The 14,940-nt window shown below is 39.3% G+C and carries 12 protein-coding genes; 11 read left to right on the top strand and 1 reads right to left on the bottom strand.

The window, feature by feature from the left end; translation table 11 throughout:
* Positions 1 to 419 precede the first annotated feature (419 nt).
* The 8 genes from DFQ12_RS28550 (at position 420) to DFQ12_RS22770 (ending at position 11,293) form a co-directional block, all read left to right on the top strand.
* Entirely contained in the window at positions 420 to 545 is a 126-nt protein-coding gene (locus tag DFQ12_RS28550) for a hypothetical protein (RefSeq protein ID WP_279634421.1), read from the top strand.
* Positions 546 to 598: 53 nt separating this feature from the next.
* Complete coding sequence (locus DFQ12_RS27985) at positions 599 to 784, top strand: hypothetical protein (protein WP_147420466.1); 186 nt, start codon at positions 599 to 601, stop codon at positions 782 to 784.
* A 703-nt stretch (positions 785 to 1,487) separates the two neighbouring features.
* Positions 1,488 to 2,672, top strand: coding sequence for a Pycsar system effector family protein (locus DFQ12_RS22795; RefSeq protein ID WP_244211826.1), 1,185 nt, complete (start codon positions 1,488 to 1,490; stop codon positions 2,670 to 2,672).
* A 45-nt stretch (positions 2,673 to 2,717) separates the two neighbouring features.
* Entirely contained in the window at positions 2,718 to 4,730 is a 2,013-nt protein-coding gene (gene ppk1, locus DFQ12_RS22790; RefSeq protein ID WP_120261372.1) for a polyphosphate kinase 1, read from the top strand.
* Positions 4,731 to 4,734: 4 nt separating this feature from the next.
* A complete protein-coding gene (locus tag DFQ12_RS22785; protein ID WP_120261357.1) occupies positions 4,735 to 5,625 on the top strand; it encodes a hypothetical protein in 891 nt (296 codons plus the stop codon).
* 5 nt (positions 5,626 to 5,630) lie between these two features.
* Positions 5,631 to 8,240, top strand: a complete 2,610-nt coding sequence (locus tag DFQ12_RS22780; protein ID WP_120261356.1) for a BamA/TamA family outer membrane protein — start codon at positions 5,631 to 5,633, stop codon at positions 8,238 to 8,240.
* A 13-nt stretch (positions 8,241 to 8,253) separates the two neighbouring features.
* Positions 8,254 to 10,614 (top strand): GAF domain-containing protein, encoded by a 2,361-nt coding sequence (locus DFQ12_RS22775; RefSeq protein ID WP_120261355.1) that lies wholly within the window; start codon positions 8,254 to 8,256, stop codon positions 10,612 to 10,614.
* A 67-nt stretch (positions 10,615 to 10,681) separates the two neighbouring features.
* The gene (locus DFQ12_RS22770) at positions 10,682 to 11,293 is read left to right on the top strand and encodes a trimeric intracellular cation channel family protein (protein ID WP_120261354.1); all 612 of its coding nucleotides are present in this window, start codon (positions 10,682 to 10,684) and stop codon (positions 11,291 to 11,293) included.
* A 57-nt stretch (positions 11,294 to 11,350) separates the two neighbouring features.
* Here DFQ12_RS22770 and def read toward each other — a convergent pair whose 3' ends face one another.
* Positions 11,351 to 11,932 (bottom strand): peptide deformylase, encoded by a 582-nt coding sequence (gene def, locus DFQ12_RS22765; RefSeq protein WP_120261353.1) that lies wholly within the window; start codon positions 11,930 to 11,932, stop codon positions 11,351 to 11,353.
* A gap of 86 nt (positions 11,933 to 12,018) precedes the next feature.
* On the opposite strand from def, the gene DFQ12_RS22760 reads away from it, so the two are divergent.
* The 3 genes from DFQ12_RS22760 to miaA all read left to right on the top strand — a co-directional run bounded on the left by DFQ12_RS22760 (position 12,019) and on the right by miaA (position 14,934).
* Positions 12,019 to 12,798 carry a hypothetical protein gene (locus DFQ12_RS22760; protein WP_120261352.1) on the top strand — a complete coding sequence of 260 codons (780 nt, stop codon included), beginning with the start codon at positions 12,019 to 12,021 and terminating at the stop codon, positions 12,796 to 12,798.
* A 67-nt stretch (positions 12,799 to 12,865) separates the two neighbouring features.
* Positions 12,866 to 14,038 carry a Gfo/Idh/MocA family protein gene (locus tag DFQ12_RS22755; protein WP_120261351.1) on the top strand — a complete coding sequence of 391 codons (1,173 nt, stop codon included), beginning with the start codon at positions 12,866 to 12,868 and terminating at the stop codon, positions 14,036 to 14,038.
* The gene (gene miaA, locus DFQ12_RS22750; protein WP_120261350.1) at positions 14,035 to 14,934 is read left to right on the top strand and encodes a tRNA (adenosine(37)-N6)-dimethylallyltransferase MiaA; all 900 of its coding nucleotides are present in this window, start codon (positions 14,035 to 14,037) and stop codon (positions 14,932 to 14,934) included. The genes DFQ12_RS22755 and miaA overlap by 4 nt, the downstream gene beginning before the upstream one ends.
* Positions 14,935 to 14,940: the final 6 nt, after the last annotated feature.

Raw genomic sequence — 14,940 nt, 5'->3', positions numbered from 1 at the left:
CACGCTTACATGATTGTGTTTTCTTAAAGAACTTATCTCGCTTCAACTTCCGTATCCGCTATATTCCGATGAGCATTGCGCTCCTCTTTATCTTTTTTTTGTTTCCCTCCGTTTCCGTTGGGACTGCAAAGGTAGAAATCTTTTTTGAACTTCCAAAAAACTTTTGAAGTTTTTTTTCTTTTTCTTTTTCCCGATTTCAGCGCCTAACTCTCGTTAAACCCTTCTTTTTTTCATGACCACCCCTTTCGAAGTAACCGTCCCTCCCTTGCGGAGTGGTGCAAAGATAGGGAGTTTTTATAATCACTTCCAAGCCTTTTGTTCTTATTTATTTCATTTTGCCGCTAACTCGCTGTGAACTTGGCGGATTCTTTTTGTGAAACAGCATCCCGGGGGGCGCCGGAGGACAAAAAAGGACGGTTATGGCCAGATCGGGCGCAGGGAAACAGCGCCGAGACTGTGGAAACGCTGTGGAAAGGCCGGAGAATGCAACGCGGATAGAAACAGAGACCTCATGGGAAAAGGGGCTCCGGCTAAGCTCGGGTTAACAAAAGGCAAGTGATGCACGGAATGCCTCCGGAAACAGGATGGTGTAATTATAATGATCGTCGCTAGGCAGGTTCCCTGCCGCCGCTCCGCAGTAGGAATAGCAACAAAGGTCCCTGTATTTATAGCAGCACCCTGTGGATATAATGGAGCAGGGGCAGATCGTTATAAAATGACCTGTTCAGGGCACAATCAGGAAGAAACAGCAACAATAGACCTTAACAGTGGATCTCATGGGTAACCGGAGGAAATCCAAACTGCACAGAAAATTCCACACTGCAACAGCGGGACAACCCGCAGATTGCTTTCGAATTTCTTAGAAAATAATAGGGATATAACTGGGGGTTTACAGGGGGTTAACAGGGGTATAACAGGGGTAAATCCCTGCTAATCCCGTTTAATATCGTAGTTAATACTCATCTATAACTTTCTGAAATACAAACAAGATATGACGCAGTCCCAATGAGGAACGGATTACAATACAATCGTCTATATAATAGAGTTCCATTCCAATAGACCAACACCATAACCTAATTATCAAGTTGAATGATTTGAGTATATACGCTCAGCCAGATTAAGATCCAATACCTACAGCAATGGAATCCTCTCCATAAGCTCAAAAAGACAATTCACGACATTATACAGCCCAACTTAATCGCTCACATAAAACACTGAACGATCGCACAAACTATCCGACAAGCTCTTGTTCACCAAAAAATCACATAAAGCCTTATCATACCAAACAAGTTTATCGTATTATAATACACAGAAATTACACCTCACAATAGGCTACCAATGATCGGAAGGGTAAAAAACAAGGTTTTTTATTTTCTATCAGGACTATAAAGTTTGATCTAGATTAAAAAATTACGAAAAGGGATTACTTGTATATAAGATGTTAAAGATATTGAATACTTTTATTCTAAATAAACATCATATTAGTCATGATAGATTATAACGAACTTTTAAAACAGGTAGAAGAATTTTCGAACGCTTATATTATACAGAATATCTCCTCGTGTCATTGTTTTCACAACAGTATACATACACATTCAGTAGTACAAGCTGCAGAGGAGATTTCCTCGTTTTATAAGTTAAATGACGAAGATCATTTTATAGTGATCAGTGCAGCCTATTTTCACGATTTAGGTTATGTAAAATCTGACAATGCGATTGGCCATGAAAAAAGAAGCGTAGAAATCGCTTTAGACTTCTTAAAGGATAAAGGCATAACCGAGGAGGTAAAAGAAAAAATCAAAGGCTGTATCCTAGCCACCAGAATGCCCCAAGACCCCAACAATCTATTGGAACAGATCCTTTGCGACGCCGACTTGTTCCATTTTGGAGGAGAGGACTTTGAAAACAGGAATAAACTAATGAAGACCGAAGCAGAGGCTGTACTAGGTAAAGAAATTGATAAGGATGTTTGGCGTGCCGGCACTATAAAGCTCTTAGCAAGTCATCATTATCATACAGATTATGCCCAACAAAAGCTCAACACAAAGAAGGAAGAGAACTTAAAAGAACTTGAACGCAAGCAGGAAAAATCCAAGGACAAGAAAAAAGAAGACAAAAAAGAAACAAAGAAAGAGAAAGAGAAAAGTGTCAAACCTGAACGTGGTATAGAAACAATGTTCCGGATAACATCGTCCAACAACCAACGTTTGAGTGATATGGCTGATAATAAAGCTAATATTTTATTGACTGTTAACTCTATTATTCTATCTGTCGTTATTGCTGTATTATTTAGGAAATTGGATAGCAACGAACATCTTATATTTCCAACAATTATTCTCACAGTAATTGTTGTGGCCACTATGGTCATGGCTATACTGTCAACTATACCCAAAATACCTTCTGGAAAATTTTCAAAACAGGAGATTGATAATAAATCTGTCAATCTATTATTTTTCGGAAATTTCTATAAAATGAAACTAGACGACTATAATGAAGGAATGCAAAAGGTAATGATCGATTCCGAATTTTTATACGGAATGCTCACAAAAGATGTTTACTCCCAGGGAGTTGTATTAGGCAGAAAATACAAATTACTACGTTATGCTTATGGCATCTTTATGTTTGGTCTGGTTATCTCTGTTATTACCTTTGTTATTGCAACGCTATTGTAAAGCAGATACTCAGCATAAATTCATCATTTTTTAATTATGTTTCGGATGAAAAAAGAAGACCTGTACATCAATAGAGATATCAGTTGGCTTTCCTTCAATGACAGAGTACTTACCGAGGCTGGACGTAAGGAGGTCCCGCTATTGGAAAAATTACAATTCCTTGCTATTTTCTCATCTAACCTTGATGAGTTCTACCGCGTACGGATGCCTGTATTAATGGCATGGAAAAAAATTAAAAAGAAGGCAACTGACCAAGTTGTCCCGAATCTTGACATTGGAACGTATAAAAAGGCCTCTAAAATTATCGATAAACAGCAGGAAAAATTTGGATTCCTTTTAACCGATATTATCCATCAGTTAACTGAGGAAAATATTATTCTGATCTATAACCAGGAGATTCCAGTAACGATAAAACCTCTTGTAGCCAACTATTTTTTTAATACTATAGCCTCCTACCTGCAAATAATCCCTGTTGACGAAGAATTTTCCTTTTTTCCGATCAACAACCATCTATACTTTGCAATGACAGGCAATAATACAACAGACTTGTTCATTGTCAACATACCTGCCGATCGCATCAATAGATTTTTCACTTGTCAGGTCAATTCTAAGACTTACGTTGTCTTCATCGATGATATCATTAAGCTATTTTTACCGGGTCTACTACAAAGTAAAAGTTTAAATTTTTATTCTTTCAAAATCACTCGTGATGCTGAACTCAATTTACAAGATGAATTTGATGGTGATATAGCGCAGAAAATAGAGGCAGAGGTCAAAAAGAGAGATCTTGGTTATGCAACTCGATTCTTACATCAACCCGGTTTTCCAGACCAGCTTATCGAAAGACTCGCTATTCTTTTTGACTTAAGAAAAAGTAGCATTGTCACTGGTGGATATTATCATAATTTGAAGGATTTCTTCTCTTTCCCAATAAAAAAGGGAGAATTGTCTTTTCCACCACAGCAACAACTAGAAGCACATCAGGACTTTGAGCATTCCATTTTTGACCAGCTTGATCAGCATGATATGCTAATATGTACTCCTTATGAATCTTTTGATCCTATTCTTCGTTTTTTTAATGAAGCAGCAATAAACCCTGACGTAACGGAGATCCATACCACGCTCTATCGAATTGCCAGCGATTCGCATATTGCCCAAGCCCTAGCTACCGCAGCTAAAAATGGTAAAAAGGTGAATGTATTTGTTGAGTTAAAAGCGCGTTTTGATGAAGCCAATAATATCCATTGGTCAAGAATTATGAAAGAACAGGGGGTAAAGATCAGTTATAGTATCCCCAACCTTAAAGTACATGCTAAAATTGCCCTTGTCAAACGAAAAGATGGAAAAGAGAGCGCGTTGTTTGGGACAGGCAACTTAAATGAGAAAACTGCCAAGGTATATACCGATTATTTCTTAATGACATCCGATCGCCTGCTGGCAGAAGAACTAAGCCTACTATTTGAATTTTTACCCAACAGACAGAAACCAGATAAGCCAACAGATATTCCATTTCAAGAGCTTTTGATAGCTCAATTCAATCTAAAGCAGGCTTTTGACAATTTGATTGATGAAACCATTACTCAGGTAAAGATGGGCATCGCCGCCTCAATAAAAATTAAGCTAAACAATTTAGAAGAAGAATCGTTAATCAATAAATTATACGAAGCCGGTCAGGCTGGTGTGAAAGTGCAATTATTGGTCAGAGGAATCTGCAGGCTTAAACCCCAGGTAAAAGGACTAAGTGAAAACATTGAAGTAAAACGGATCGTAGGGCGATATTTAGAGCACGGAAGAATCTTTATATTCCAATATGGAGAACATACAAAGGTGTATTTAGGTTCCTCAGACTGGATGAATCGTAATATCTACCATCGAATAGAGACCTGTTTCCCCATTACGGAGCCAGTATTGTCCAACAAGATTCAGCAGCTATTTGAAATTCAATTCGCTGACGACGTTGAAGCAACTTTCCTTGATGAGATGGGGCAAAACATACCTATAGAACATCCGACTGGCAATAAATCACAACAGCAAATTGTTGACTACTTAAACAACTGAATTCATGAAAGACGCTACACGATTAACAGCTCTTGCTCTAGGAATGATTTCCTCGGTATTGCTAGCTTGTAACCCTAGTAATGCGAATAAAGAACGTACGACTAGTATATCCGACGTTACAACAGATAAACAACAGACAATTCCGTATAGATTATCATCCGGCGAAAAGATAAATTTGCCCGATGAACTGCTCGAAATATCAGGTATTGCATTTCTTGAAGGACAAGACCAAGATATCTATGCCATTCAGGATGAACAGGGGCTACTTTTCAGGTACAATTTGTCGACTCAAAAGCTCACATTCAATCCATTTGGAAAGGATGGTGATTACGAAGACATTGGCATTAGTAAAACACATTTCTTTATTTTAAAGAGCAATGGGGCTATCTATTCCTTTCCCATCACGGAGAAAGATAACATACAGACGGTCACCGAACAAAAAGATATTTTACCCAAAGGTGAATATGAGGGGCTTTTTGTAGACAAAACAAGTAACCTTGCCTATATACTCTGTAAAGAATGTCGTACGGACAAAAAACAGTCACAAACTACAGGATATATTTTCTCCATTGGAGCCGATGGCAAGTTCAATCCGCAAGGTGAATTTGCAATTCAGATTGATGAACTGAAAAAATTTGATCCGAAAATCAAAAAAACATTCAAACCTTCAGCCCTTGCAAAGAAAACCGACAGCAATGAATGGTACATTTTATCCTCCATTGACAAGGCACTTGTTGTAACGGATGAAAATTTCCATGTCAAATCTATAACAGCGCTGGATCCAAAGCTGTTTCCACAACCAGAAGGCATCAACTTTGATTCAAAATTCAATCTTTACATCAGTAGCGAAGCTGGCGATCAAGACAAAGGGATCATTTATAAATTTGAAAAATAATAAGCATGCAACGGGTCTTACCATTCTTTTTACTTTTTCTCGCTACACAAGCTTATTCTCAGCAAAAGAATAAGTCGAATTCAACAATTGACACGCACAAAGATAAATCGCTGACTCAAGCCGTGATTAAAGACAGTACTATTGTTGTAGCAAATGCAAAGTATGGGAAGGCGAGTGGATTTAAGAAGTCATTTCTTGGAGAAAATTATCGTCGAGAATGGGCTGCCGAGACCACCTTACCCCTGTTACAGCTCTCTAGATTATACGGTGGCCTGACCCCTGTTAAACAGGGAGGAGGCATGCAATCCATTTCACTCAGGTTAACAGACCCAACAGGTAGAGAATGGGCGCTGCGATCAGTAAATAAACGAACAGAATCTTTGATTCCAGAGGAATTGCATGGCACCTTTGTACAGGACGTGCTGGACGATGCGACGAGCGCGCAACATCCTTATTCCGCATTGATGATTCCTGCGCTGGCTAATGCGGTGAAGGTTCCACATGCACATCCCGTTATAGGAGTCGTTGCGCCGGATACAATCCTTGGCGAGTACGCTCCTTTATTCGAAAACACTATTGCCTTATTGGAAGAACGAGAGCCTATGGGCGACTCCGATAATAGTCCAAAAGCCGTGCGCAAGCTTCAAGAGGACAACGATGATGATTTCAAACCCAAGGCATATCTGAGGGCGCGTATGCTAGATGTAATTGTAAGTGACTGGGATCGTCATGAAGATCAATGGCGTTGGTATAATGAAAATCAAGATACTGATGATAGAGACAAGGATTATATTCCAATTCCTCGGGATCGAGATCAGGCCTTGCGTGTTACACAAGGATTTTTGATGAAAGATATTTATCAACAGTTTGTCAACCCCGTTATGCAGGGTTTTACAAAAGGCATTCCAAATATCAGATACTCCCTTTTCAAATCCAGATTTTTAAATGCACATCCAAGCAATCAGCTCTCCCACGAGGAATGGACAAAAGAAGTAAATCAGTTTGTCTCCAGTTTGACAGATTCGGTACTTTGGCAATCTGTCAAAAGCTTACCCCAATCATCCATCGCTATTCGCGGGGAACAGATTTTCCACACCCTTCAGAGTAGACGAGACGCTTTACCCACGGCAATGGAAGAATATTATCGTTTTATAAACAATATTGTCGATATCCATTTCAGTGATAAAAACGAAAAGGTGGAGATTGTCAACACCAAAGATGAGGGATTAAAAATCATTGTGTCCAAAATCAACAAAGATGGAAAGGTGACTAAAAGGCTAATGGACAAAACTTATGAAAAGAACCTAACAAAAGAAATCCGGTTATACCTTTCTGAAGGTCAGGACTCAGTGTCCATAAATAACGTAAATTCGCCGATAAAACTGCGCATTATTGGCGATAGTCTGCCAAAGACCTATATAGTTAACAATAGTAAATCAAAGATAAAGCTCTACGAAAATACGACCAGCTCCACTTTTTTAGGAGAAAAAGGACGAATCAGGCTACACCAAGGTAAGGACAGCTTGAATACGCAATTCGTTCCCGTCAACCTATACAATTCCTGGCTACCTTTGTTAACAGCGGGGTATAACGCTGATGATGGCTTTTCTCTCGGACTTGGCGCAGCATATACACATCAGCGGGGTTTTAGAAAAACGCCTTTTACCTATAAACAACAGATTACTGTGGCAGCGGCATTTCGAACAGGGGCCTATAAAATTCATTATCGTGGCGAATGGGAAGATGTAATAGGTAATGCCGACTTTGTCCTCGATGCATTAGCAAAAGCCCCCGACAACACGCAGAACTTTTTTGGCGTTGGCAACAATTCCCTATTTCTAAAAGATCAGTATGGCGCGAAATACTACCGTAGCAGATTCAATATTTTCAATGTCAACCCACTACTGCGGTGGCACCCTTCGTCTACACTGAATTATGCTATTGGTCCCCACATCCAGTTCTATCACCTGGATCCAATTGAAAATCAGGACCGTTTTATCTTAAATCCGCAAGCGCTCCATTCTTACGATAGTGTTTCCATTACCAATGACAAAGCTTTTGTCGGGTTAAATGCTTTTCTGACGCAGGATACACGCAATCGTAAGATTAGTCCGAGTAAAGGAATCTTTGTCAAGGCGGCGTTGCAATCCTTTTTGGGCCTAAATAAATATTCCCGAAATTCAGCGCAATTGAGCGCAGAAATGACAGGCTATTTTAGCGCGCTAAATGAAGGGATTATATTCGCCAACAGAGTAGGAGGTGGAACGGTAGTGGGCAATCCTACATTCTATCAATATCTATTTCTAGGAGGTCATGAGAATCTTCGTGGTTTTCGCCAATATAGATTTGCTGGCGAACAAATGGTATACAACAACCTAGAAGCCCGCATTAAGATTCATGAGGTCAAAAGCTACGTGCTCCCGGGAGAACTAGGGATCATGGGGATGTATGACATCGGGAAAGTATGGGCAAAAGACCATAACAGCAAGACCGTCCATCAAGGATTCGGTGGCGGACTTTATTATATCATCGCCAATGCATTGCCCCTTCACTTTGTGATGGCCAAATCTAATGAAGGTTGGTATCCCTATTTTAGTACCGGCTTCCGTTTCTAAAAGTGTTCAATAAATGGAAATAAAGAATATACGACTAGCCAAAGGCGAAAGCAGGCTATATAATATCGATAAGAAGCTCCATTTCGAACCTTTTTTTCGTTACCTAGAGTCATTTACGGAAGGCAATGTATCTACAGATGACATGATTCCATTATTTGCTCTGGAACGCATCCGGGAGATTGAGCAGGTTAGTGGCAGGCTGTGTAAGCAAAACTTAAGTGCATATAAAGATATTTTACAGCTCATTTACAGCCTTTCGGTATCGCTAATTGACACCGCCCCCAAAAAATACTGGGCACTTGCAACACCACTCGCCGAAGAAACATTTTATGGCACAGAAGCCTTTTTCGAACTCTGGAAAAATAAGCTGGAGGAACAAGATCTTCAGGATCAGATGCAAGATGGGGGCATCCTGAACAATCAGGAAAAACTGATGTATGCCCTTATTTTTGAACGGTTATATGGACTTCCTGCCAAAGAAAATAATACGATCGTTTACTATCACTTAAATGAGCAGGGTGAAATCATTGATTATTATGATTTAAATGTAGATTTCAAATTTGTTGATATTAAACCAAAAAAGGAACTTCCACAATTTGACGTAGGGCATCTGACCAACAATGCCAATGATACCTCTTTATTCGATTGGAATATTGTTGTCAATACAATTAAGATCGAAGATTTTGAGCTATCTGGATTTACCATCCTCACTGTCAAGAAAAGCAGTTTAGAGCATACTCTTAAGCGGATACAATCTATTTTATTGGATCTCGCAACATACAATTATCACCTATTCTTATCTGATCTCGAAAAAATTATTGCTCCGATCTTGAAGGGATCAGATACAGTTTTCAGCCTGTTTCCATTATTTCAGCTCAATGGACTACCATTTTTTGATTATTCCATTACCAATAAAAGTATTTTAATTTCGGAAACCTACGCAAACAACAGCTATACCAACATCAATCCAGAAGTCGCCAATTATCTAAAACATCCGCATCTGATCTTCTACAACACGATGGATGCCATTAAAAATACCACATCCATTTTTGATGAACGTATCAAAACATCCGGAGTCAAAACCTATCTATGCATTCCGTTGATACATAATCATTCTTTGTCTGGCATTCTAGAGATTTACAGTCATCAACTGGATCAATTGGATAATGAGACGATACACTCACTTCGTGAGCTTGTACCGCTACTATCCCAATTATCACATGATATCACGACAGAATTTAAAAAACGTATTGACGAGATTATCATTAACCGGTTTACAACAATACAGCCAGCCGTACAGTGGAAGTTTAACCATATTGCAGCTCAATATATTCAGGAGCTCGAAAATGATGAACAAAATGCGCATATTAAACCAGTTATTTTTGAAGAGGTATATCCACTCTATGGCGCTATCGATGTCAAAGATTCCACGATCATCCGTAATGCGTCTATTTTAAAGGATTTTAGTTTCAAAGTAAAACAACTGGCTCTCCTTATTGACGAATTGTCTTTGGATGGCAGACATCAGCTCATTGTTGATTTTTCAAAACGTGTAGATCAGATTACCAGGTCGCTTGACCAGATCTCGTTTGATGAGTCTATGGTCAAGATCATTGAATTCTTCCGAAAGGATGTGCAACCATTTCTCGATGCGGCGAGAAGACAATTCACAACAAAGCATGCTATTATTGAGCATTATGCCCGGCACTTTTTTACCAATCGTGATACAGGTGAATTTTATAGGAATGAATTTGAAACCTCTTTGCGTCAGGTAAACCATATTATCAGTAAAGAACTCAATCATTTCAACAGCTTCATTCAGGGCAATTACCCATCTTACTTCCAAAAATTCAGAACGGATGGTATTGAGTATGATATTTATGTTGGGGAATCCATTACGCCACAGCAAACTTTTAGCTCCGAGTTTATCAATGTTTTTAGGCGGCAACAAATTATATCCATGGCCCGAATCGCCTTAAAAGCACATCATGTGAAGCGCGATCTACCACTTGCGCTAGAGACCACACAACTTATCTTCATCAACCCGCATAGTATTGACATCAGTTTTCGGGAAGACGAACGTCGATTTGATGTAGAGGGGTCATTAAATATCCGTTACGAAATCATCAAAAAAAGAATAGATAAGATCCGGATAAAACGTACAAAGGAGAGGCTTACTCAGACCAACAAAATAGCAATTGTCTATTTATCAGATGAGATTTTAGAAGACCTAAATCTAAGTATACAAGCCATTTATGATATGGGAATAATTGAAAGCACTGTAGAACATCTCAAACTGGAAGATGTGCAGGGAATTGTAGGTTTGAAAGCTATTCGTCTTACAGTAAACCTAAACTACAGAGATTTCTCCTAAATTTGTCGAAATCTCTCTTTGCAGTAGAGTAAATAAATAGGAAAAATATTTTAAAAACAGGATTACGATGATAACTGATGCCAACTATTTTTATTTAAGCGATTTGCTTGGCACCTTATTTTTTGCAATATCGGGGACTTTATCCGCAAAACGTAAGGATATCGACATCTTTGGAGCAGCTTTTTTGGGCTTTGTAACAGCTATTGGCGGCGGATCCATGCGTGATGTATTTTTAAACCTGCGTCCCGTTTGGGTCAACGACAGCAATTACCTTATAGCCATATTCCTGGGCATCTTGATCGCTATCGTATTCAATCGGCAGCTCTACGGTTACTATCGCACCCTAACACTTTTTGATGCCATAGGAATCAGCTTCTTTACTATCTTAGGTGTACAAAAATCATTGAACTACGAAAGTAACGTCTATGCAGCCATCATTTTCGGTATGTTTACTGCTGTTTGTGGAGGCATGACACGAGATATTTTGCTCAATGAGACACCATTGATCTTTAAAAAGGAAGTCTATGCAACAGCCTGCTTGGCAGGTGGATTAATCTATATCTTGCTCGTTCATCTTGATCTTGACTTGTCTTGGGCAGCTTTCATTGCTGCAGGTGTTGTCTTCCTCGTTCGGATGACTGCGGTCAAATACAGATTATATCTTCCCCGATTGGATTGAGGGGTGAGGTTTGGAAATTATTGCTGTTAACAACAAAAGAAAAAACGCTAGTATGGACTAACGCTTTTTCTTTTGTTGTGGAAATTTCATTTTATAGCTCACTCGGATATTACCTTTGGCAATTGCATCCAATCTGCTTTTCAACATTGTTTTCTTCAGCGTACTTAGTTTGTCTGTAAACAATTTCCCTTCAAGATGATCATACTCATGTTGAACGACACGTGCTGCCAATCCAGTTAGATCCACTTCATGTTCTTCAAAGTTCTCATCCAAATAATTGATGCGAATATTTTTGTGACGAAGCACATCTTCATTAATATCAGGAATACTTAGGCAACCTTCACCAAAAGCCCATTTTTCACCAGATTCTTCAACCATAATCGGGTTGATAAAGACTCTTTTGAAAGACTTAAGCATTTCTTTATTCTCTTCGTCATCTTCTGCAAACGGTGTTGCATCAATAACAAACATTCGTATTGGCAGGCCCACCTGTGGCGCTGCAATCCCAACACCATGCGCGGCATACATGGTATCATACATATCATCAATCAATTTTTTTAAATCGGGATAGTCTTCATCTATTTCTTCAGCGACCTTTCTCAATACAGGGTCGCCATACGCCACTATCGGAAGTTTCATAGTACTATTATATTTTGCACAAAGATACGGATAATAATTAAAAGCGAATATTTCGTCAAAACTTCCATAAAAGTTACATTTGTCTTATGACTCCATCCTTTAAAGACTTGGCTATTCGGCTAAAAATTGGCCTCGAACAACAGCTCGAAGTACAACTACTCCTGATCGAACTTGATGGACTTATACAAATCACCGCTACTGAAATAACAAAAAACATTTTTATTTACCCTAATGAGCGATTTTTTCGCTATCAGATCTCTGAATCTGGCATTCATATAGATGAAGATCAATTAACGCAAAAATTCGATCTCATCGTACAGCGCATCGTTGCCAAATCAAAGAATAATAGACGCATCTATGCCCGGAAAACCGTCGTTGCCCGCATTGATAAAAAAGTGAGTCAACAGTTCCTCGTGGAACATCATCTACAGACAGCTCTCCCTGGGAAATATCGGTATGGACTATATGAACAAGGTGAACTCGTTTCTATTGCTGTATTTTCTGGCGGACGTCACATGAATGATAAAAATGAAGAATACCGCTCCTTTGAGTTATTGCGTTTTTGCAATAAATCCGGTTACAATGTGATCGGTGGGCTAAGTAAATTAATCACCGCATTCGCTAAAGATTTCCACCCGGGAGATATCATGACATATACCGACCGAGATTGGAGTCAGCATTCCTCATTGGAAAAAATAGGTTTTACAACAAAAGAAATTACGTCTCCTATTAACTTCTGGATAGCGGGACGACATCGATATACCTATCGCACCAAAGAAGAGCTACAAGCATTAATGGAGCGAGCACCAACTGGCTTCCCAAAGGAAAACATGGGCAGCATCAAGATGATTTTATATATAAAATAAGCTAAATTGTGTATATTGTACACTGTATTAGTTTGAAAAAAAATAAATAATCAAAAATAATAACGTTATGAAGAGAAAACTTCGCATGGGTATGGTCGGAGGCGGAAATGACGCCTTTATTGGAGCTGTACACCGCATCGCCGCTTTTATGGATGGCAAGATTGAGTTGGTTTGTGGTGCATTTAGCATCGATCCACAGATTTCAAAACAATCTGGAGAGGACTTATTTGTAGCTCCCGAGCGTGTCTATCTAAACTACGAAGAGATGATCGAAAAAGAATCTTTGCTCCCAGAAGGCGAACGCATGGATTTTGTAACGATTGTTACTCCTAATTTTCTACACTTTGCGCCAGCGAAATTAGCCTTGGAAAATGGTTTCGATGTTGTCGTTGAAAAACCTATGACAGTATCCGTTGAAGAGGCAAAAGAATTGCAGGAGACTGTAGAGCGCACAGGCCGTACACTATGTTTGACACATACCTATTCGGGGTATCCGATGGTAAAACAAGCCAAAGCGATGGTGAAAGAAGGCCACTTTGGTAAAATAAGAAAAATTGTTGTTGAATATCCACAAGGATGGTTAAGCCGTTTAACCGAACGTGAGGGTAATGCAGGCGCTGCTTGGCGTGCAGATCCAAAACGCTCCGGCAAATCTTTGGTAATGGGAGATATCGGTACCCATGCGGCTCATCTTGCAGAATATGTTTCAGGATTAAAAATCGAAGAATTATGTGCGGATTTGACAACATTTGTTGAAGGCCGTCTATTGGACGATGATGGTTCGGTATTATTACGTTTCGAAAATGGTGCAAAAGGTGTATTGATGGCATCACAGATCTCAGCAGGAGAGGAGAATGCAGTCCGTATCCGTATTTATGGTGAAAAAGGAGGGCTAGAATGGGCCAATGAAGACCCGAACAACCTGATCATTAAAATGCTCGATCAGCCTCGCCAATTGTACCGTACAGGAAATGCTTATGCAGCTCCATATACTTTGAGTTCTTTTGCTACACATAATACGCGTATTCCTGCAGGTCACCCAGAAGGCTTATTGGAGTCCTTTGCGAACATTTACCGCAACTTTACCTTGACTGTGACTGCAAAAAGAGAGGGCAGAACCCCAACGGCTGAACAACAAGATTTTCCGACTGTTTACGATGGTGTAAGAGGTATGACTTTTATTGATACTGTTGTAAAAAATAACGAAGGAACAGAAAAATGGACTAAATTTGTTGTGTGATAGACAGATTAGAACATATACTTTCTCTTTTGGAGCGGACAGCTGTTCCAAAAGAGAAAGTAATCGTTATTCTAGGCCCAACAGCCTCTGGAAAAACCAAACTGGCAGTACAGCTTGCCCAACAAATTGATGCCGAAATTATCAGTGCGGATTCCCGTCAAATTTACAGACATATGGATATCGGCACAGGAAAAGACCTCACTGAATATCAAGATATCCCATATCATCTCATTGATATACAAGAACCAGGCGCGAAATACAATCTTGGAAATTTTATCACTGATTTCAATCAGGCCTACCAATCTATTTTAAGAAAAGATAAGCATACGATCCTTTGCGGTGGGACAGGTTTATATCTACAAAGTGTTATACAACGGGCGCCCTATGCACTGATTCCAAGCATCGAAGGATTCAAAGAAGCGCTTTCGGAACAGACTGAATCAGCATTAATGGAACGGGTAAGCTCTTACACATGTCCCCGAGACTTTCAAATAGATCATTCTACCAATAAACGTATCATCCGCGCCATCGAAATACTGGAGTTTCTCAAACAAAATCCAGATTTCAAACCCGAACAGCAAGCGCCTGACGCTCTTGTCTTTGGACTAAATCCAGCTCTTGAAAAAAGAAGATCAAGCATCAGTAAGAGACTGAATGAGCGAATAGAAAACGGTTTTCTTCAAGAAGTCGAACAACTATTAGCCGACGGGATTTCCCATGACCAACTGCAGTATTATGGGTTAGAATATAAATATGCATCTTTTTATCTCCTTGGACAGTTGGATTACGCGACCTTCTTCACAAAATTAGAAACGGAAATACATCGATATGCCAAACGTCAAATGACTTACTTCCGGAAAATGGAAAAAGATGGAATAATTATTCATTGGATTTAAAAACAC

Origin of the sequence: Sphingobacterium detergens (assembly GCF_003610355.1) — a bacterium.
Classification (GTDB): Bacteria; Bacteroidota; Bacteroidia; order Sphingobacteriales; family Sphingobacteriaceae; genus Sphingobacterium; species Sphingobacterium detergens.
The sequence above is the reverse complement of the archived record's forward strand: the minus strand, read 5'-3'. Positions and strand labels throughout refer to the sequence as shown.